Here is a 20162-nt window from a genome sequence, read left to right on the forward strand (position 1 = left end):
AATGAAAAAGATAGTATTAGGATTATGCGCTTTAGGTTTTTTTGCGTGTAATATGAAAGAGAAACAACCGGCTATTGCTCCGGATGTAATTACAGAAAAAACACCTAACGATACCGATGATCCTGCAATATGGGTAAACCCGGAAGATGCTTCTAAAAGTATTGTTTTTGGAACCGATAAGGATACCAACGGAGGTATATATGCCTTTGATTTAGATGGTAAAATAATACCAGAGAAGTGTATTTTAAATGTAAAAAGACCTAACAACGTAGACCTACGTTATGGTTTTGCAATTAACGATAGCACTACTACCGATATTATTGCTTTTACCGAAAGAGAAAAGCAGCAAATAAGAGTGTTTTCTGTACCCGATATGAAGCCTTTAGATAATGGTGGAATACCTGTATTTGCAGATGATGCCAATAATGAGTTTAAGTTTCCTATGGGTATTAGCCTGTATAAGTCGCCTAAAGATGGTGCTATGTACGCTATTGTAGGGCGTAAAACAGGTCCATTAGAAAACTATTTATACCAATATAAATTAACTGCCGATAGTACAGGTATTGTTACCGGAGAGGTTGTAAGAAAGTTTGGTAAGTTTAGTGGTAAAAAAGAGATTGAAGCTATTGCGGTAGATGATGCTCTAGGGTTTGTATACTACTCAGACGAAATGGCGGGTGTGCGTAAATACTTTGCAGAGCCTTCTAAAGGAAATGAGCAAGTAAACTTTTTTGGCCAAAAAGACTTTGTAGAGGATATTGAAGGAATTGCTATTGCTACCAAACCAGATGGTACTGGGTACATTATAGTATCTGACCAGCAACATGGACAGTTTAATGTGTATAACAGAACCGATAATACCTTTGTAAAAGCATTGAATTTATCTACTGTAGAAACCGATGGATGCGATGTGGTTACCGTACCACTAAACAGCACCTTTACACAGGGTCTTTTTGCAGCTATGAATGACGATGCCAGTTTTTATTTATATGACTTTAAGAAATTAGGATTAGAATAAATTGTTGAATTTCATCACTTTCAAGTGTTGTTGGGCCCCTTACTATAGTTGGTAAGGGGTTTTTTTATAGTTTGGGTTATGTGTTAAGGGGAGGTTATTATAAAGACTTAGAAATTTACCAATCTGCCCAATTAACTGAGGAAGAATATATTTGTAAAGTATCTCTTTTACGATACTGTTTAATTAAATAGCAAATCAAAGTATCTTTATTTTCTTCACTGTTTGTTATACGATAGTAATACCATTTTCCTCTTTTTCTACCTTTTCTTATATTCCCTATTTTCGCTACATCTTCACCATCTTTAATACAGAGAGTTTCTGAAGTTAACCAAATACTATCACCTTCCTTTAATACTTTAATATCTCTAATTTTTTTAAATGTTTCATCAGTTATACTTTTATGTAAATGAAAGTTCGGTTTGCTACAACTAGTAAATAGTATGAGTAGGCAACAAATAATAAATGGTTTCATAACAAATGTGTTCTGTATTCCCTTTAATAGTAAAAGATAACTATTAAAGCATAGATGTGTAGGGTTTGCCTTAATAACTAGTTTATGGCAATAGTTTTTTTAAGGTTTTTGGATTCATTCGATTGTTAAAAAACGTAATGATATATATTTTGTTACTTTCTGTATTGGTGGTGTAGAACAACGTTACGTTTTTATGAATTTTTGCTTTTCTAATGCCTAATTTTTCATTTGCAAATGGATGAATAACTTGATGGTTTTTAATCTTTTCTATTGATTTGTGGGTTAAATCTCTAAAGGTAATCATCTCTTTTTTTGTCCATCTCAATTCAAGATTTTCAAAAATCTCTTTATAGGTAATAAGTGCTAACCTAGTCCAGATAACTTCCATTTACTTTAAACCGTAAGCATCATTGATTTGTTTCATTACTTCCTCATGGGTAAAGGTATTTCCATCTTCCACATCCTTTAAGCCAGCTTCAACCATTAACTTTTCAGTTTCAGAAATTTCATTAGTCCAATTAGAAGTTGCGGTGAGCTCATTCTTAAAATTATTTAATTTAGAAATAATTGCTTCATCCTCAAGGTTTATCAACCATTTCATTAATTTATATTTTTCTAATTGAATGTCCATACCTTTTTTATTTATCAGCTTTCTAACAAATATAACGATTTTAGAATATAAATATTTTCAATTTTTTCTATTCACAGGTCACTTAAACAAGCAGCAAAATGGTTTGCCTCTCATGTAATTTTTAAGCATTCAAGATTTACTATATTACCTATTAGGTTGCAGACTAAACATCAGTCATATTTTTAACGGTTGATATATCTTTTTTCCTTATTACATAGAACTTTTTTTTCTCTTGCCATTTTTCATACTTATTTATATAATTTAACATTGGAAATAATGACATAAAGATTAAAAAGTACACAACACTGTTTCTAATTATAGAAAACTTGATAGTTAATTTTTTACAATTATCATCCAAAATTCTTAATCCAAAAATAAATTTCCCTGGAGTAATCGCTGTTAAAAACTCCAAAATAGACATGATAATAATAACACTTAAAAAAAAACTAGTAAAAATAATCTCCCTACATTAATCAAATCTTTTAAAATAAAAATCAAAGAAAAAACAACAATCATATCAATAAATTTTGCAAATAGTCGTCTATATATAACTTCTACATTTGGGTTGTAGGGTACTTTAAATGTTTGTTTTTCAATGTAAAAACTTCCATCATAATTTCTAACTCTCCTGTCCACTGTTTTAGTAATATATAATTCAGATATTTTCATTATTTAACGGTTAGATTTTTTTTTCAAAATAACTAAAATTATTAAGAATAATTTGATTAAAGGTACTTACGGTGAAAATTAGATCTGTAGTACTTAATGATTTTACAAATAGCAAAACATATTTTATTAACTACTGGCTTTCCGGTTTTTAAATTATTGAGTTGTACGTCATATCTTAATTGGGGACACTCCCGAACCACCTCATTTAGATTTTATTCTATATAATATTACACTGAAACCAATTATATGAAAGATTAACAATATTAAAATATTGATAATAGAACCATGACCTAACTCTACATAAATAGAATGTTCTCTAAGTAAAATATGAACTTGATTAAATACTTCTGCAAAAAACCACAATACAGCAAAATAGATAACACTCACAACAATTTTATTATCCTTTAATAAAAGTTTAAATAAATAGATAGTTAGCAATACATAAACTAATACTTCAAAAAATAAATATATATATAAAATCATAATAGAATTAATTTAAAATATCCATGCAGAAGGAAGTGTCTTAGATGTTTGAAACAATTTTAAATATTTATTAGTTTGCTTTTGTAAAGTGCTATTTATTCCAGAATAAAACAATTATTTCGATACATGTCTTATCTTTTCAATCTTTCTATTTCTTATTTAATTTTATTAAGATCAGAGTCATATTAACTAATATTGAAATACACATCATTAATTTAATGAATGTTAGAAATATTAGTTTTCTAGGGTTACCAAAATTTATAAAATTATTTAAAATTAAAATTATAAGAATTAAGCTAACAGTTAAACCAAGATAATTGATGCCTTTTAAAAAAATATTTGTTTTCTTAAAGAAAACAAATGCAATAACGCTTGAAACTAAGAGTATAAAAGCTTCTATTATAAAATTATTAATTTGATAATGTCCTCCTGCTATACCAAGTAAAAATAGAAATGAAACCAATAAAATCTCTATTAATAGATTAGTTATCTTAAGAACATTAATCATGTTTTTATTCAACATCATATTTATTAGTTTCATAATAGTATGTTATTAGTTTTCCTTGTGATTACAAACTACTGGAAATGGAAATTAAAATATCTCTAGAAATACCACTTAAATCTGAATTGACAAGAGTGTTTTTAAAGAATTTAAGCAATGATATTTTGTTTTATTAGTAATTTATTTTCTTAAAAGTGTTAGTTTAAGACATTATCCCCAATTTACTACATTACAACTTTTAATAATAATGATAACGAATATAAGTAATCATTATTTATAAAAACACATCTAATTTCTTCAAACCTAAAGGGATAATCATCTAACCATTTTGCCTTAGTACTTAGTATTTTAAATCTAAATGACTTTTCGTATTTGTTAAACTAGAAATAAAGTAAAGGAAATAACAGGCAGGCATTAACCAGTAAGTGTCAATCTTATCAGAATTAAAGTATAAAATTACTGGAAATAATAGTATAAAGTTATCTATTAAGATTTTCTTATTGATATAGAGAAAAATAAAATACACTATTAAGAATATAACTATAGCTATTAGATATAAACTAGTTAGTACAGTACAATATTCACTTAAGGTAACATGTTCTTGATAATGATAATTTATATAATAAATAGAAGTTAACGCTGAATGTAGAAAAATAAAGGCAAAACTAATATTAGCTAATTTTTGTTTGGTAAGTTTATTTAATAGCCATGTGGTTAAACAGAAAAATAATAAACTGAGAATAAAAGATGATACATAGAAACTCAATTTAATCATCGGAAAAAATCCATAAATTTTTGTTTCAGCAAAATATGTACACAGATAATAAGTACATAGATAGTCTAAAAAGAATAGTAAAAATACCTTAGTTTTTTCCATTATTCAAAATTGTTAATTGAGCCTGTTCATCTATTAACGTTACAGGTATAAAGATAGCCTTTAAAACCTTTTCTTACAGTTTAATTCTTAAATAAAGACTAACAACCTTTTCATTTTCTAAAAATATAAACCCCAACAACTGGCAAAAGTTGTTGGGGGTGTGTTTATTAGTGAACTATTCCAAAAATATCCATAAAGAAGAAAACAGCAGCCAATATTACTATTAACTACTGTTTTTCAAATGTTTAAATGCTGTTTGTATGGTATGTCCTAATCTGGGACATTACCGACATTACCTTAAGGAATATATTAGTAATATCTATTTTTGAATAAGTTGATTATAAAAGTCTTTCATTACATCGTCCGATTCAATTATCATCTGATCTCTATCTAAAATATTTTTATCCGATATGGATTCAATAATAATAGAATTATTCTCATAATCGATAAGTAAATCAGATATAGGGTAGGTAATTTGACGTTTTTTATTAAACTTCTCTAAGTTATCACTATCTAATAGTGCCTTAAAACCTCTTAATCCTAAATATAAATCATCTGAATATAAGACATCTATTACTACATTGTTTTTAGAGTCTAAAAACATTTTTTTAATAATTTTATTACTTATTCTATGACTGCCTTTTGTTACTTCTTTAGTTAAAAAACGATAAGAATATTTTTTAGGAATATCACTAATGAATCGATTTGATTTAGCCATTAAATCATCATTTTTTATAATAACTATATTATTCATTTTAATAGACTCCACTCTTTGAGCTGGTAAATATTCAGCTCCATAAAGTTTTGAATGGTTATAGAATAGTAAGTGATTATTCATAACATCCCATTCATTTGAAATATTAACAACTAGAATTAAATCATCATCGTTAAATAATATTTGCTTGGCTCTACTTAAAATTTCAACATCTAATTTAGAATCCTTAGGTGCTACATTATTAACATTCCTTTCATTCTTGTTGCAACCAATAAACAAAATCAGAAATAAAAGTGTAAAAGATATAATTTTTATATTTCTCATTTTATAAATCTTTTCGTTTAACAACATCCTTAGATATTGTAGTACTTCTTAAATGACCATTACCAGGTAACCTACTTGCTTTAAATTTTAAATACATTTGAGAACCAATTCTATGTCCCAATTTTTGTCCAAATTGAGTACTTGAAGATTCAGAAGAAAAACCACTTTGTTGATATGATTCAAGACCATCAAAGCCTAAACGTGCAGTACTCCAGCTCATACCATCTTTACCTGCAACAAGTCCAGCTCCAATATTGCCCACATCTCTTGCTGATGCAAAAATAGGTTTCCCATTTTTATCTCCTAATATCGGCATTCCTCTGTATTTATCTTCATTAGTAGTAAATTGAACCTTATCTGTACCATTAGTGGTTTTAAAATCATACTTTTCTCCTCCCACTGTATTCGGTAAATATGTTTCTAAACTAGGATCTTCTTTGATTAAATCATTTAAAAAATTCTTACCAGAATTATCTTTTGGGTCAATCGTTCCTAAGAATTGCCCTGTTCCATCTCCTGGAGTCTTTTCTGTTTCAGAATAATAGAATGACTCAGGTGTAGCTGAGTATCCTATCAATTCCCCTTTTCCTTCTTTTCCATCATCCACTTAGATTCCATTATCATTATCATATGCATCTCCACCTGTTACGGTGTATGTTCCGTCTTCATTTTTAGTAACAATAGTACTTTCCGGCGCCATCCCATCCGGATCAATAAAATAAATAGGATTATTAAACGCATAGGTATAAGGTGAAAATCTCCTCATTTGCTCCGCCAACGGGTCAATAGACATAAACCTACCAATAGCATAATCATAGTTACGCCATTTAAAGCTATCCCAGTTTAATCCTAAGTCCTCATTTCTTTCTTGCCCCTGATATTTAAAATCTCCTCCCTTAGTTCCGGATTGCAAGTCGTTATACCCGTTATGACGTAAGCCAAAGGGGTAATAGTTGTTAAGTTAGCTTTTAAAAATTAAAACTAGCTCCAACAGTAAGCACAAACTGGTTATGTAAATGTTCGGCAGGGGTTAGGGTATCGTCGTATTTAGCAATAGGGAAACCACCTTCGGCATACAACCCAAAGCCGTCTGTAAAAAAGTAGCGAGTACCTACATGCCCACCAAAATTTTTAAGGCTTATGTCTAACCCTGGGTAAATATCAAAACAATCGCAAATGTTTAAAACATCTTGTAAGTTGGCATTAAACCTACCTTTAATATCAAAACGGTCTAAAAAATCGGCATCTATATGCTCGTCTATACCTAACAAATAGCTACCGGCTATCCCAAAAGATATATTAGAGCCTACACCAACATCATACGTAACATTAATACCGGTGCCTAAATCTTGTATGTTGGCACCTACCTGAAATTTGGTATCACCCTTACCTGTAAAAGCCTGCGCGTTGATGGTTTGTATAGTTACAAACAGTATAAGAATACTTAAAAACTTTTTCATAGTTATCGGTTATTTTTTAAAAACTTAAAGATATACAAAATTAGCCTATAATATAACAATACCTATAAACCGTAGTAAGGTGTTGTAAACGGAAAAATGGTATGTCAAAATACCAGTATGACAATGAGAAGCTTTTTTTTGCTCGGTTTTTTAGTATATAAATAAAATTTTTACACTGAAATTGTTAAATACATATTTCTGTTCAATCTAAAGAGAATTGTATGATTTTTACCTCATTTTCTTTGAGATAATAGAATAATAATTAGATATTTAATGTAATTATTAAAAGCCCCAAAATATGAATAAACTAATTACTCTAGGCATAGCCCTTATAGGGTATGCTACGTTTGCTCAAGTCGGTATCAACACTACCGCACCACAAGCTAACTTAGATGTAGAGGGGAGACCTACAGAAACCTCTACGCCAGATGGTATTATTCCACCCAAACTTACACGGAGCCAGCTGATAGCTAAAACAGCCTATGGTACCAACCAAAAAGGTGCCATTGTTTACGTAACAGATGTGTCTGGTACTACCAACGCTAGTACGGCCAATGTTACCGCTGTTGGAATGTATTTTTTTGACGGAAGTGTTTGGCAGCGGTTAGATATGTATGAGACTACCTCTCATAACATTGCAACCTCTGGCAACACCTTAACCAGTACTGTAGATGGTACAGACTACACTGCAACTGTTGTGAACAGTGTAGTTAATGCCTCTAACAACAACAACTTTAGTACTGCGGTAAACGGCGTTACCGGTTCGGGCGTATCGTTAATAACTAGCAATAGTTTAGCGGTAGCCAACAACACGGTAAATAGTAGTTTAAACGGCGTTACTTCTAACACTATTACCGTGCCCAACCTATATACGGTAAATGGTAGTTTAAATGGTAACCGCGTAGTGTCGCTTGCTAACAATGCCTTGTCTTTTACGTCTACAGCCACAACGGGTACTAGCCATTTTACTATAGATGGTAATACCTTTAACGTAGATGCGGTAAACAACCGGGTAGGGGTAGGTAACAACAGCCCAGTAGCCAATTTAGATATCCGTGCCAATCCTGGAGATACTACCAATCCGGGTGAAGGTTATTTAGGGATAGGTACTACCAGTACCGCTGCAACCACTGCCGGTGCCGGTGCCATACGGTATACTACTACAGATGGTGGTGGTATTGAGTATAGTAACGGTGTAGTGTGGAATGCCCTTGAAAGTACGGTACAAAAGTCTATTATTATTGCTAAAAAAACCGCCTCCCAAACGGTAAGTAATAATTCTGAAACGAATATTACCAACTGGATAGAAATTACCGATTTAAACGGAGATTACAATCCGTCTACAGGAGTTTTTACCGCACCAAGAGATGGAAGTTATGTGGTTTCTTTTAGCTTTAATTTTTCACAAGGAAGCATAGCAGATAATTCTCAGGTAGAGGCACAATTAAAATATACAGATGGTGGTTCAACCAGTTCTATGAAATCGGTAGTGGCTTTTCCAGCAGGAGGTACTGCCCAAGCAGGTGCTGTTATTAGTTTTACGGTACAGTTAGATGCGGGCGAAACTGTAAGACCAGTAATATGGCATAGTCTTGGTGGAAACCGTTCTTTGCGTGTACCCGGAAGTATCTATGATGATGGGTTTAATAACTTTTCTGTAGTAGAACTGTAAAGCCCCTTGAGATATGAAATATAAAATTTTAGTACTATTACTTATAGTAATGGGGTTGCATGTGCATGCTCAAATACGTATATCAGACGGGTCGGCTACAGCCAATGCTACCTTAGAGATTGACGGAGAACCTACGGTTACCACTACTGCAGACGGATTAATACCACCTAGGTTAACACGTAAACAATTGGTGGGTAAAGATGCCGCTTATACTACTACTCAAACAGGTGCTTTTGTATACATTACAGATGTGTCTGGGGTTATTTCTACTGCTACGGCTAATGTAACTTCGGTAGGGTTGTATTATTTTGATGGTACGCTATGGCAACCTTTAAAAAGTGATGTTACCTACCCTAGCGGAGTGTCGTCATCTGGTAATGTGCTCACCAGCACAGTGCAAGATGTTACCGATACGGCTAACCTAGTGACCTCAGTTTCTAATACCAATGTAAACAATACCTTAACTACTACGGTTAATGGGGTTGCCTCTTCAGGGGCGCCAGTAATTAATAGTTCTAGTTTAGCGTTACTTGGGTATAACTTAACTGGTACTGTAAATGGTGTTACTTCTAATGCTGTTACCTTACCAAACCTTTATAACAGCAGTAGTACGTTAACAGGGAATAGGGTGGTAACCTTGGCAGATAAAAACCTGTCGTTTACCACAAGCGGATATTCAGGTACGGGACAGTTTACCGTAGATGGTTCTACCTTTTCTGTAAATACTGTAAATAACAGAATTGGCTTGGGTACATCACCTCCTATAGCTAGGCTAGATATGCGCTCTAATGCGGGCAACACCAGTAACCCTGGGAATGGGTACTTAGCTATTGGTACTACAGATATTGATGCTAATGCGGCAGGTGCTGGTGCTATACGATATACTACCGAGTCAGGGGGTACCATTCAATACAGTGATGGAGCTAACTGGCATCAAGTAGAAAGTAACGTGCAGAAGTCTATTGTGGTAGCCAAAAAAACAACCTCGCAAACCATTAACCAAACGGTAGACCCGGTTTTAATTACCAATTGGAATGAGGTAACCGATACCAACGGAGATTTTAACCCTAGTACCGGAGCATTTACTGCACCGCGTACGGGTAACTATATTATTTCTTTTGGTTTTAATTTTAATGCGTCTTCTATTAATGGGGGTACGCAGGTAGAGGCTATACTATTTTCTCCATTAGGAACAGCCTACTTTAAAAAGTCGGTTATTGCGTTTCCGCGTTCAGGGTATTCGCAGGCAGGTGCTGTAATTACATTTGCTATTCGTATGAATGCCGGAGAGGTGTACCGCCCAAGTGTATGGCACAACACGGGTTCTTCTAAAACCTTGCGCGTAGCCAATAGTGGTAGTAATAGCGGGTATTGTAACTTTTCGGTTAGAGAGTTATAGTAAAATAGAATATTAAACGTATACTATTTCAGTACAAACTTAGAAGTGGAACAATTAAAAAAGGGAGTTGTTTTATAACAACTCCCTTTTTCTATATATAGAATATTTGGTTTAGTATCTGTAATACTCAGGCTTAAATGGTCCTTCAACCGTAACCCCAATATATTCAGCTTGCTCTTCAGAAAGTTCTGTAAGTTCTACTCCAATTTTAGCAAGGTGTAATTTAGCTACCTTTTCATCTAAGTGTTTAGGTAACATATAAACCTTGTTCTCATATTTATCAGTGTAGTTCCATAACTCAATTTGTGCCAATGTTTGGTTGGTAAAAGAGTTACTCATTACAAAACTTGGGTGTCCTGTAGCGCAGCCAAGGTTTACCAATCTACCTTCAGCTAATAAAATAATATCGTTTCCGTTAACGGTGTATTTATCAACTTGTGGTTTAATCTCTACTTTTGTTTCACCAAAGTTAGTGTTTAACCAAGCTACATCAATCTCGTTATCAAAGTGTCCAATGTTACAAACAATGGTTTTATCTTTCATAGCAGAAAAATGTTCACCTCTAACAATATCTTTATTTCCGGTAGTAGTAATAACAATATCAGCTTTTGCCAATACGTTTTCTAATTTTTTAACTTCATACCCGTCCATAGCAGCTTGTAAAGCACAAATAGGGTCAATTTCGGTAACAGTAACAATAGATCCCGCACCTCTAAAAGAAGCAGCAGTACCTTTACCTACATCACCATACCCACAAACCACTACACGTTTACCAGCTAACATAACATCGGTAGCTCTTCTAATAGCGTCAACAGCACTCTCTCTACATCCGTATTTGTTATCAAATTTAGATTTTGTAACAGAGTCGTTTACATTAATAGCAGGCATTGGTAAAGTACCTTTGTTCATACGCTCATATAAACGGTGTACTCCTGTAGTAGTTTCTTCAGACAATCCTTTAATACCATCTGCAAGTTCTGGGTATACATCTAATACCATATTGGTAAGATCTCCACCATCATCTAAAATCATGTTTAGTGGCTTGCGGTCTTCACCAAAAAATAGTGTTTGTTCTATACACCAATCAAATTCTTCAGCATTCATTCCTTTCCAAGCATACACAGGTATACCAGCAGCAGCAATAGCCGCAGCAGCATGGTCTTGTGTAGAAAATATGTTACAAGAACTCCAGGTAACCTCTGCACCTAAAGCTACAAGTGTTTCAATTAAAACAGCTGTTTGAATGGTCATGTGTAAACAACCTGCAATTCTTGCACCTTTTAAAGGCTGCTCGTCTTTGTATTCTGCTCTTAAAGACATTAATCCTGGCATCTCAGCTTCTGCAAGCTCAATCTCTTTTCTTCCCCAATCGGCTAAAGAAATATCCTTTACTTTATAAGGTACGTAAGGAATTGTTTTTGTACTCATATTACTTTACTTATTTTTACAATTATTACTGCTATTGCAGTAGTACAGCTAAATGTTTCCGTAAATTACGGGCTGCAAAGGTAAGCAATAACTTTTAAAAACGAATGCCGCTTTACAAAACTATAACAGTAAATACCAGTACTAAAGTGCTGATTTGGAATATTGAAGAGTCTTTTGAGACACTTTTAGATGGGGTAGTTTTAACACCCCAGTGCCAAGATAGAGTAGCCGGAATGAAATCTGATATTCATAGAAGAGGGTTTCTAAGTGTGAGGCACTTACTGCAAAAGTTTGGGTATACAGCACACGATTTGTTTTATGATGCTAACGGAAAACCCCACTTAAAAGATGGCAATTATATTTCTATAACCCACTCTTTTGAGTATGCCGCAGTAATAGTAAGTACAAGCCATGACGTTGGAATAGATATTGAAATGAAACGTGCTAAGATTATAAGAATAGCACCTAAGTTTACAACACTTAAAGATTATGCTCACCTTACCAACGAGGAACAGTTGGTAGAAAAATTAACCAAAGTATGGTGCGCTAAAGAGTCTTTATACAAAATATACGCAACCCCCGGATTAAGTTTTTTACAACATATTAATGTGTTTAACTTTAAAGAAGATGCCTTGGCAACCTCTGGAGAAATTAATTATAACCACACCCAAACCCTTTATGATATTGCTTTTTTAGAATTTGGTGGTTTTATGTGTGCTTATGCCTATCCTAAAATATGAGTTATTACCATACTATAGTAAATGCTAAGGCTAGTGGTGCTCCCTTAATAGCCGTACTTATAGACCCTGATAAGTTAACACTTGCTGAGGTGCCTGCCTTTATGAATAAGGTGTCTCAAACTGCTATTGCTGTTATTTTGGTAGGGGGTAGTACAGTAGCTGCCGGGATAACAGAACCATTGGTTGCTGCTATAAAACAGCATACTACCAAGCCTGTTGTTTTGTTTCCGGGAGATGTGGGCCAGTTAACCAACAAAGCAGACGGACTCTTGTTTTTGATGTTACTGTCAGGTAGAAACCCTGAGTATTTAATAGATCAGCAGGTAGCTTCGGTTCCTTTTTTAAGAGAAGCTTCGTTAGAGGTAGTATCTACCGGATACATTTTATTAGATGGTGGTAAAGAAACGGCTACTATGCAAGTAACCCATACCACGCCCATACCTTTTACTGAAATAAACCGAATTAAAGATACGGCAAAAGCAGGGGAGTTTATGGGTAATAAATTAATGTACTTAGAGGCGGGTAGTGGGGCTTTGCATCCGGTTCCTGTAGAGGTTATTAGAGAAGTGAAGCAAGACCTCACAATACCCATTATAGTTGGCGGTGGTATACGTACCGAAAAGGCGCTATTAGATACTATAAAAAGTGGTGCTGATATGATTGTGATAGGTACTGCCTTTGAAGAGGATGAAACATTTTTTGAGGTATTACAAAATATAACCATTGCTAAATAGATAAGTATATGAATGAAGTGTATAGTTTTTTCTTTGACCCTTACATAGATAAACCTGTGTTTGAAATTGTATTAGAAACTATTGCCTTTGTATTTGGTATTGCTAGTGTGTACTACTCTAAAAAGGAAAATATTTTAGTGTATCCTACAGGTTTGGTAGCTACCGTAATTACGGTGTACTTATTATATGTAGCCGAGTATTACGGAGATATGATGATGAATTTCTATTACTCTGTTATGAGTATCTATGGTTGGTATAATTGGGCGCGCACTAATAGTAAAGAAGAGCATGTAGTACAAATATCACGTACCAATACCAAAGAAAAACTTATTGGGGTAGGTATGTTTATAGCAACCATGATTGTTACCTATTTAGTTTATAAAGGTGCTGGATACCAATTACAAACAGCTAATTATATAGATATTTTTACTTCGGGAGTGTTTTTTACAGCTATGTGGTATATGGCTATTAAGAAGTTAGAAAACTGGACCTTATGGATTTTTGCAGATCTAATTACCATACCATTATATGCTTACAGAGGTATGGGTATTCTATCTTTGCAATATGTTATTTTTACCGTGCTGGCAGTACAAGGGTATTTTGCCTGGAGAAAAAGTATGCAAGCAGATGCTTAATATATAGTTGATACTGTTATAACTTAGGGTTATTTTTCTATAGGAGTTAAAACAAGCTTCTTTAGGTTACTTATAGAATAGTCTAGTGCTATTGGGAAGTAAAAAAATCTTAAAGATTTTTGAAGATGTATTAATTTCTGTTAACATCTATTCGTAAATGCTGATTTTACTTAAATTTACCATTATGATAACAAGGGTAATTGTAATTTTTAATGTATATTAACATCCCCCTTTTGCTATTTTGAATTATTTATAACTAAAGTTGCTTTTAGGGTTTCTCTATGGAAATCATAAATTTTTTTGAAAAAGAAAAATACAGGTATTCCTTAAAGCAATTAAGATACTAATACTTACTAAAAACATGATGGAAACTTTAACGAAAACCGACAAAGATGTATTTGCAGACCGAGGCATACCTGCAAGTAAGATTGAAGAACAATTAGACATTTTTGAAGAAGGAATTCCTTTTGTTACCTTGGTTGCTCCCGCTACTTATGAGAACGGAATTCATAAAATTTCAGATGAAAACAGAGCTGCATTTGTAAAAGAATTTGAAGGAAGAATGAATGAACTCTCCCTTTTAAAATTTGTACCAGCATCTGGGGCTGCATCTAGAATGTTCAAATCGGTTTTTAAATTTATTAATGAATACGATCCTGAAAAGGAAACATTTAACTCTTATGTAAATAGGGAGAAGGCTTTTGATATGAATACTTTCTTTATTGGAGTGGAAAAATTTCCTTTCTATAAAGAAGTGGCAGAAAGTTTACTAGAAAAAATTCCGAATTTTGAAGACTTGTCAGACGATTATCAGAAGTATCACTTTGTTAGAGAATTACTTTTAGAAGAAGGATTTAACTTTGGTAGTTACCCTAAAGGAGCACTTCCTTTTCACCGCTATAAAACTCACCCGTCTACTGCTTTTGAAGAACATTTGTATGAGGCTGCATTATATGCTACTTCTAATGGCTTAGCAAAATTACATTTAACTATTGCAGAAGAACACAGAAGCAAGTTTGAAGATGAGTACGAAAAAGTACGGGTGCACGTAGAAAGTAAAACTAACGTAAAGTTTGATATTTCTTTCTCTTACCAAAAGAAATCTACAGATACCATTGCGGTTGATATGGATAACAATCCGTTTAGAGAAGAAGATGGTACTATTTTATTTAGACCGGGAGGGCATGGTGCTTTGATTGAAAATTTAAACGATGTTGAAGCAGATATTATCTTTATTAAGAATATTGATAACGTAGTTGTGATGCGTTACAAACATACTTTAGCAGAATATAAAAAGATGTTAGCGGGTATGTTGTTGAAAATACAACAGAAAGCTTTTGAATACCGAAGCTTATTAGATGAGCCTTTAGTGTACTCTAACGATATTGAAATGATTAAAATTTTCCTAGAAGAAAAGTTAAGTATTTCAATTACACCTCACTTTAAAAAATATAAGGAGATTTACCAGATTGAATATTTGAAAGAAATTCTTGATCGTCCTATTAGAATTTGTGGTATGGTTAAAAATGAAGGAGAGCCTGGTGGTGGCCCATTTTGGGTAAAAGGTGAAGATGCTTGTATTTCTTTACAAATTATAGAATCGGCGCAAATAGATATGTCTAGTAAATCGCAACGTAATATTTTACAAAAGTCTACACACTTCAACCCTGTAGATATTGTGTGTAGTGTTAGAAATTACAAAGGCGAAAAGTACGATTTAAGAAAATTTGTAGACCCTAAGCAAGGGTTTATTACTCAAAAAACAAGAGAGGGTAAAGATTTAAAGGCATTAGAGTTACCAGGTTTATGGAATGGTGCTATGGCTAACTGGAATACCATTTTTGTAGAGGTGCCTTTGAGTACCTTTAATCCGGTTAAAACTGTGATTGATTTATTAAAGCCTGCTCACCAGGTAAAACTTTAGTAAGTAACACCGTGTAAGTATTACACGTTTGTCACGTGAACATATACAAAATATTCACATATATTACATAGTTAGTATTTTTGAATATAAAATTAAACTACTGATATATAGGTTTTTATAATCTAATCAGTAGTTTTTTTCTTTTATGGCATTTTATTTTCATTATATAAGTCAAAGAAAAAATAATTGTTATGAAAAAGTTTTTTATTACTGCAAGTATGTTGTTGGGTAGTTTCGCAACATTTGCTATGAGCCCTGAAATGTCTCCTTATTCAAATGAAATTATTAGTAAAGTTCAAGACTACAAGGAGATTAAAGTGTCTGAATTACCGAAAGCTATTACAGAGGCCTTTGCCAATGATTTCCCTGGGGCAACCATTGATAAAGCCTACGTGAACGAGGATAAGAAATACAAGCTAGAGGTAACCACGGCAGAAATGTCTACAACACTTTATGCAAACGAAAAGGGTGAATGGATTGAGAAATAATCAATATTATTTCTCATGACATTAAGCTGCCGAAATATTCGGCAGCTTTTTTTATGTTTTTTTTAGAGTATTTTTATAATAAGCATCTTATTTTTGTGAGACAACCCACTTTTTTATGGCAACTATTTTAGTTATTGACGATGATGTAACTTTTTCTCTTTTAATAGAGCGTTTTTTAGTAAGATATGATCATGAGGTTACTGTTCGTCATAGTCTAAAGGAAGCTTCTACTGTATTAGATGGGGCGTTTGATATTATCTTCTTAGACCTTCGTTTGCCAGACGGAGATGGTATTTCGTTTTTAGATGTAATTAAAGAACAAACTCCTGGAACACCGGTGGTTATTATGACTAACTATGCTGAGGTGGCCTCAGCAGTAAATGCCATGAAAAAAGGTGCTTTTGATTATATATCTAAACCTTTTCAGCAAGAGGCGGTACTTAATGTCATAGAAAATGCTACTAAGGATACTAGTAACGCTGAAAATGAAGTGGTGCCTAAAAAGAAATTAAGTAGTACTACGGAGCGTAAAGAGGTTTCAGGTGAAATGGTTTTTGGAATTAGCAATGCTTCTAAAAAGTTAGCAGAATATATAAGTTTGGTGGCTCCTACAGATATGTCGGTACTTATTACTGGAAAAAGTGGTACCGGGAAGGAAGTGGTCGCTAAGTCTATTCATTTACAAAGTAGTAGAAAAGGGTATCCGTTTATTGCAGTAGATTGTGGTGCTATACCTAAAGAAATTGCTTCTAGTGAATTTTTTGGGCATGTAAAGGGATCTTTTACAGGTGCTGTTACGGATAAGAAAGGACATTTTGAGGAAGCTAATGGAGGTACTATTTTCTTAGATGAGGTAGGAAACCTGTCGTATGAGAATCAAATTCAATTATTACGTGCGTTACAAGAACGCAAAATAAAGCCAGTAGGAAGTTCTAAAGAAATTGATGTTGATATTCGTGTATTAGCGGCTACTAATGAGAATCTTTTAAAGGCGGTAGAGTTAGGCGAGTTTAGAGAAGATTTATACCATAGGTTAAATGAATTTTCTGTGAAGGTACCTTCGCTGATAGATAGGATGGAGGACTTGATGATATTTGCTGAGCACTTTTTAGCTATTGCTAATAAGAAATTAGGGAAACAAGTAATAGGGTTTGATAAAGATGCTATTGCTTGCTTGCAAAAATATAATTGGCCTGGTAATTTACGCGAGCTACAAAATGTAATTAAACGTTCGGTATTATTAACTACCGGCGATTATATTACTGAGAGTGTATTGCCGTCTGAAGTGTGTGAGGTAAGTGAAACACATGATACTACAGTTTTTAATACACTATCTACAAAAGATAATGAGAAAGCCTTAATTATAGCGGCACTTGAGAAAACTAACAATAATAAAACATTAGCAGCTAAGTTGCTTAATGTAAGCCGTAAAACACTTTATAATAAGCTCAAAACTTATGGTTTAGACTCATAAAAGTCTTTTAGCTGTTGTAATGAAACGCTTATTTGATTGTTGAAGTTGTTCATTAGTGTAGTCATTTCTTCAGTGGATAACCCTTCTGGTTTTTCTAGAACCAATAAAATTTCAGTTTCTTTATTCATCTCTAGCTGCTTAAGCATGGTAAGCATACGGTGACTTAAATCGCTTATGCCTTGTAGATTGTTGTTTGTAAAGTATTCATTTAGCTGTGCTACATTTTCAGTAGTATCTTTTACGTACTGTTTTATTACAGAACGTAACGCCTCTTGATCGTTGCCCACAAAACCAGCCAGCGAACGCAGGTTGAAGTTTAAGTGTTCGGCGTTATTATCAATAATTTCTGAAGTATCCTTATCTTCTTTTTGTGAAGTAACACTAAAGCGTTGGTTGGCAAATAAGGTACCAATAGTATTTAAGAGTTCTTCAGATTTGTAAGGTTTAAAAAGTACCGCTGTAAAACCATTTTCTGTATAGAAATTAGCAGGTAAATCACGTCTTCCGGTAACAGCAATAACAGGTTTATCAATCTGTTTTTGGTGTAGTACCTCTACAAAGTGAAAACCATTCATTTCTGGTAACTGTATATCGGTAATAATAAAATCAATATCCATATCAATAATATCATCCAATGCTTTTTTACCATTGTTGTATGTTATTACTTCTATTCCTGCATTGGTTAATAACTCTTCACTTAATTGTAGTAAAGTTTCATCGTCATCAATAACAACAGCGCTTAGTTGTAAAGTATCAATTTCAGGAGTGTTGTTTTTGTCTTCCGGTGCTTCAATATGCTGTTCTAAATTAGCAAACGTAGCAGGTATAATTAATGTAAAGGTACTTCCCTTATCAGGGGTGCTGTGTACAGTTAGGGTTCCTCCCATTAAATCAGCTAGTTTTTTAGAAATATGAAGTCCTAACCCTGATCCCCCAAATTTTTTCACGGTATCATCATCAGCTTGCTGAAATTCCTCAAAAATAAGCAGTTGTTTTTCTTTGGCAATACCTATACCTGTATCGGTTACTGAAATGTGAATGTGGTTGGTTGTTGCGTTAAGCTGCATGCCTATGGTAATACTACCTTCATTTGTAAATTTATAAGCGTTCCCAATTAGGTTATACAGTATTTGTTTAATACGGTAAGAGTCTCCTACATAGGTTTTATCACACTCAGATTCTATGTCAAAAATAAGGTCAATTTCTTTTTTAGCATGAATAGATTGAATGCTCAAAGCGGTTTCTTTTACCGATGGAACAATTTGAAAAGGTACTTTTTCAATCTGTATTTTTCCTGCTTCTAGTTTAGAGTAATCTAAAAGTTCATCTACCAGTTGCGATACAAAACCAGAAGCGTTTTTTATGTGGTTTAAATAATTGGTTTCTTTAGGTGTAGTAACAGATTTGCCAAATAATTCGGTATATCCTATAATAGTATTTAAAGGAGTTTTAAGATCATGACTCACCATAGAAATTAAGTGTTCTCTACTTTTTAGTAATGAATTACTGTAGTTATTGGCATTTTCCAGTCGTTCCCGTAGGTCTTGTGCTTTCCAAAAATCGTTTAGAATTATAACTGAAAATATGATAATAAGAAGTACCCCAATAACAGCCGAAGCCGTAAGGGTATAGCGGCTTTTTTCTAAAATTTCAGTTCTGTTTTCGTTTAAAATTTTGGCAGTATGTAAAACGTCTAATTCTAATTGTGTAAGTATAGCTTTTAATTGCTTGGAAACCACCATGTCGTTTTCCATCAATTCGCCCTCTTTTTTCTTCAATACTCTTTTTTGAGTAGCCGTATTTAAATGTATCTTTTTGAGTAGATTTTTAGAGGTTAATATAATGGAGTCCATGTCAGCTCTGTCGGCTTCAGAAGGAGCTTCACTAGGGGTGTATTTGTTTAGTATTTTCAGGTATTCCTCAAGGTTAGCTCTTGTTTGTTTATCTAGCTCATTGGGGTTAGAAACAAAGTTTTCTACCGTTAAGCGCCCCATATAATTCTCAAGGTTCGATAAGATTTGAATGGCATCTAAAATTCCGGTTTCAGAGGTGTCGTCATTCCGTATTTTTCGCAGGTCTTTAATGTTGTTAATTTTTACATCAATAAGCCCACTTACACTGTCAAGCAGTTCCTTTTGGTTTTCGGTAGCAACTCGGTCTTTAAGAGCTTCTATCTCTTGGTGTAAGGTTTCGTTTTTTTGCAGGTATTCCTGTAAACTTTCATTATCCTCAGACTGTATGGCAGCACGCCCCATACTTTCACTTTCATACATCAGGGTAAGTATGTTACCTATCTGAATAATCTTTGAGGTATCTTCAGCCTGTTCGTTTTTTACAGCAGTTAGTTTTTTAATTTCTCCTAAAATTCTGTTACCTGCCAAAACTGCTAGTAATGCAATGGCTAAGTAGCTGATAAAAACTTTAAAGGTAATTTTTCTTTTAGATGTATTCATACGTTTAATAAAGATACTAAATACTTACAATAGCAATTAATTTTTTAAAAAATAAGGCGAATTT

The 20162-nt window shown here is 33.3% G+C and carries 19 protein-coding genes; 9 read left to right on the forward strand and 10 right to left on the reverse strand.

Annotation, left to right across the window (positions count from 1 at the left end):
• Position 1: 1 nt before the first annotated feature.
• Entirely contained in the window at positions 2-1018 is a 1017-nt protein-coding gene (locus tag Y10_RS03895; RefSeq protein ID WP_281764055.1) for a phytase, read from the forward strand.
• A 115-nt stretch (positions 1019-1133) separates the two neighbouring features.
• On the opposite strand, the gene Y10_RS03900 is transcribed toward Y10_RS03895, so the two are convergent.
• The 8 genes from Y10_RS03900 to Y10_RS03930 all read right to left on the reverse strand — a co-directional run bounded on the left by Y10_RS03900 (position 1134) and on the right by Y10_RS03930 (position 7151).
• On the reverse strand, positions 1134-1490 hold the full coding sequence (locus Y10_RS03900) for a hypothetical protein (protein ID WP_281764056.1): 357 nt from the start codon (positions 1488-1490) through the stop codon (positions 1134-1136).
• Positions 1491-1572: 82 nt separating this feature from the next.
• Positions 1573-1878 (reverse strand): type II toxin-antitoxin system RelE/ParE family toxin, encoded by a 306-nt coding sequence (locus Y10_RS03905; protein WP_281764057.1) that lies wholly within the window; start codon positions 1876-1878, stop codon positions 1573-1575.
• Complete coding sequence (locus Y10_RS03910) at positions 1879-2121, reverse strand: hypothetical protein (RefSeq protein ID WP_281764058.1); 243 nt, start codon at positions 2119-2121, stop codon at positions 1879-1881. It abuts the gene before it with no gap.
• 163 nt (positions 2122-2284) lie between these two features.
• Positions 2285-2581 (reverse strand): RDD family protein, encoded by a 297-nt coding sequence (locus Y10_RS16950; protein WP_408733612.1) that lies wholly within the window; start codon positions 2579-2581, stop codon positions 2285-2287.
• A 2390-nt stretch (positions 2582-4971) separates the two neighbouring features.
• A complete protein-coding gene (locus tag Y10_RS03915; protein WP_281764059.1) occupies positions 4972-5691 on the reverse strand; it encodes a hypothetical protein in 720 nt (239 codons plus the stop codon).
• A 1-nt stretch (position 5692) separates the two neighbouring features.
• Positions 5693-6298, reverse strand: a complete 606-nt coding sequence (locus Y10_RS03920; protein ID WP_281764060.1) for a hypothetical protein — start codon at positions 6296-6298, stop codon at positions 5693-5695.
• The gene (locus Y10_RS03925; RefSeq protein ID WP_408733607.1) at positions 6299-6604 is read right to left on the reverse strand and encodes an RHS repeat-associated core domain-containing protein; all 306 of its coding nucleotides are present in this window, start codon (positions 6602-6604) and stop codon (positions 6299-6301) included.
• Between the two features lie 55 nt (positions 6605-6659).
• Positions 6660-7151, reverse strand: coding sequence for a DUF6646 family protein (locus tag Y10_RS03930; RefSeq protein WP_281764061.1), 492 nt, complete (start codon positions 7149-7151; stop codon positions 6660-6662).
• Positions 7152-7449: 298 nt separating this feature from the next.
• Here Y10_RS03930 and Y10_RS03935 point away from each other — a divergent pair, with 298 nt between their 5' ends.
• Positions 7450-8823 (forward strand): hypothetical protein, encoded by a 1374-nt coding sequence (locus Y10_RS03935; protein ID WP_281764062.1) that lies wholly within the window; start codon positions 7450-7452, stop codon positions 8821-8823.
• A 13-nt stretch (positions 8824-8836) separates the two neighbouring features.
• Complete coding sequence (locus Y10_RS03940; RefSeq protein WP_281764063.1) at positions 8837-10222, forward strand: hypothetical protein; 1386 nt, start codon at positions 8837-8839, stop codon at positions 10220-10222.
• A gap of 111 nt (positions 10223-10333) precedes the next feature.
• Here the strand turns inward: Y10_RS03940 and ahcY are convergent, their stop codons facing one another.
• A complete protein-coding gene (gene ahcY / locus Y10_RS03945; protein ID WP_281764064.1) occupies positions 10334-11650 on the reverse strand; it encodes an adenosylhomocysteinase in 1317 nt (438 codons plus the stop codon).
• A 104-nt stretch (positions 11651-11754) separates the two neighbouring features.
• On the opposite strand from ahcY, the gene Y10_RS03950 reads away from it, so the two are divergent.
• From Y10_RS03950 to Y10_RS03975, 6 genes are all read left to right on the forward strand, one after another.
• Positions 11755-12390, forward strand: coding sequence for a 4'-phosphopantetheinyl transferase family protein (locus tag Y10_RS03950; RefSeq protein WP_281764065.1), 636 nt, complete (start codon positions 11755-11757; stop codon positions 12388-12390).
• The gene (locus tag Y10_RS03955) at positions 12387-13124 is read left to right on the forward strand and encodes a geranylgeranylglyceryl/heptaprenylglyceryl phosphate synthase (RefSeq protein ID WP_281764066.1); all 738 of its coding nucleotides are present in this window, start codon (positions 12387-12389) and stop codon (positions 13122-13124) included. Before Y10_RS03950 ends, Y10_RS03955 begins: the two co-directional genes overlap by 4 nt.
• 8 nt (positions 13125-13132) lie before the next feature.
• Positions 13133-13759 carry a nicotinamide riboside transporter PnuC gene (gene pnuC / locus Y10_RS03960; protein WP_281764067.1) on the forward strand — a complete coding sequence of 209 codons (627 nt, stop codon included), beginning with the start codon at positions 13133-13135 and terminating at the stop codon, positions 13757-13759.
• Positions 13760-14120: 361 nt separating this feature from the next.
• The gene (locus tag Y10_RS03965) at positions 14121-15683 is read left to right on the forward strand and encodes a DUF4301 family protein (RefSeq protein ID WP_309297815.1); all 1563 of its coding nucleotides are present in this window, start codon (positions 14121-14123) and stop codon (positions 15681-15683) included.
• 191 nt (positions 15684-15874) lie between these two features.
• Positions 15875-16171, forward strand: coding sequence for a hypothetical protein (locus tag Y10_RS03970; protein ID WP_281764068.1), 297 nt, complete (start codon positions 15875-15877; stop codon positions 16169-16171).
• Positions 16172-16286: 115 nt separating this feature from the next.
• Positions 16287-17645 (forward strand): sigma-54-dependent transcriptional regulator, encoded by a 1359-nt coding sequence (locus Y10_RS03975; RefSeq protein WP_281764069.1) that lies wholly within the window; start codon positions 16287-16289, stop codon positions 17643-17645.
• Here Y10_RS03975 and Y10_RS03980 read toward each other — a convergent pair.
• A complete protein-coding gene (locus Y10_RS03980) occupies positions 17627-20098 on the reverse strand; it encodes an ATP-binding response regulator (protein WP_281764070.1) in 2472 nt (823 codons plus the stop codon). The genes Y10_RS03975 and Y10_RS03980 overlap by 19 nt on opposite strands.
• Positions 20099-20162: the final 64 nt, after the last annotated feature.

Origin of the sequence: Neptunitalea lumnitzerae (assembly GCF_027924185.1) — a bacterium.
GTDB lineage: Bacteria > Bacteroidota > Bacteroidia > Flavobacteriales > Flavobacteriaceae > Neptunitalea > Neptunitalea lumnitzerae.

Excerpts from the sequence above, each read along its gene's own strand:
- Y10_RS03895 (WP_281764055.1), top strand. The coding sequence starts at position 2 with ATGAAAAAGATAGTATTAGGATTATGCGCTTTAGGTTTTTTTGCGTGT.
- Y10_RS03900 (WP_281764056.1), bottom strand. The coding sequence starts at position 1,490 with ATGAAACCATTTATTATTTGTTGCCTACTCATACTATTTACTAGTTGT.
- Y10_RS03905 (WP_281764057.1), bottom strand. The coding sequence starts at position 1,878 with ATGGAAGTTATCTGGACTAGGTTAGCACTTATTACCTATAAAGAGATT.
- Y10_RS03910 (WP_281764058.1), bottom strand. The coding sequence starts at position 2,121 with ATGGACATTCAATTAGAAAAATATAAATTAATGAAATGGTTGATAAAC.
- Y10_RS03915 (WP_281764059.1), bottom strand. The coding sequence starts at position 5,691 with ATGAGAAATATAAAAATTATATCTTTTACACTTTTATTTCTGATTTTG.
- Y10_RS03930 (WP_281764061.1), bottom strand. The coding sequence starts at position 7,151 with ATGAAAAAGTTTTTAAGTATTCTTATACTGTTTGTAACTATACAAACC.
- Y10_RS03935 (WP_281764062.1), top strand. The coding sequence starts at position 7,450 with ATGAATAAACTAATTACTCTAGGCATAGCCCTTATAGGGTATGCTACG.
- Y10_RS03940 (WP_281764063.1), top strand. The coding sequence starts at position 8,837 with ATGAAATATAAAATTTTAGTACTATTACTTATAGTAATGGGGTTGCAT.
- ahcY (WP_281764064.1), bottom strand. The coding sequence starts at position 11,650 with ATGAGTACAAAAACAATTCCTTACGTACCTTATAAAGTAAAGGATATT.
- Y10_RS03950 (WP_281764065.1), top strand. The coding sequence starts at position 11,755 with ATGCCGCTTTACAAAACTATAACAGTAAATACCAGTACTAAAGTGCTG.
- Y10_RS03955 (WP_281764066.1), top strand. The coding sequence starts at position 12,387 with ATGAGTTATTACCATACTATAGTAAATGCTAAGGCTAGTGGTGCTCCC.
- pnuC (WP_281764067.1), top strand. The coding sequence starts at position 13,133 with ATGAATGAAGTGTATAGTTTTTTCTTTGACCCTTACATAGATAAACCT.
- Y10_RS03965 (WP_309297815.1), top strand. The coding sequence starts at position 14,121 with ATGATGGAAACTTTAACGAAAACCGACAAAGATGTATTTGCAGACCGA.
- Y10_RS03970 (WP_281764068.1), top strand. The coding sequence starts at position 15,875 with ATGAAAAAGTTTTTTATTACTGCAAGTATGTTGTTGGGTAGTTTCGCA.
- Y10_RS03975 (WP_281764069.1), top strand. The coding sequence starts at position 16,287 with ATGGCAACTATTTTAGTTATTGACGATGATGTAACTTTTTCTCTTTTA.
- Y10_RS03980 (WP_281764070.1), bottom strand. The coding sequence starts at position 20,098 with ATGAATACATCTAAAAGAAAAATTACCTTTAAAGTTTTTATCAGCTAC.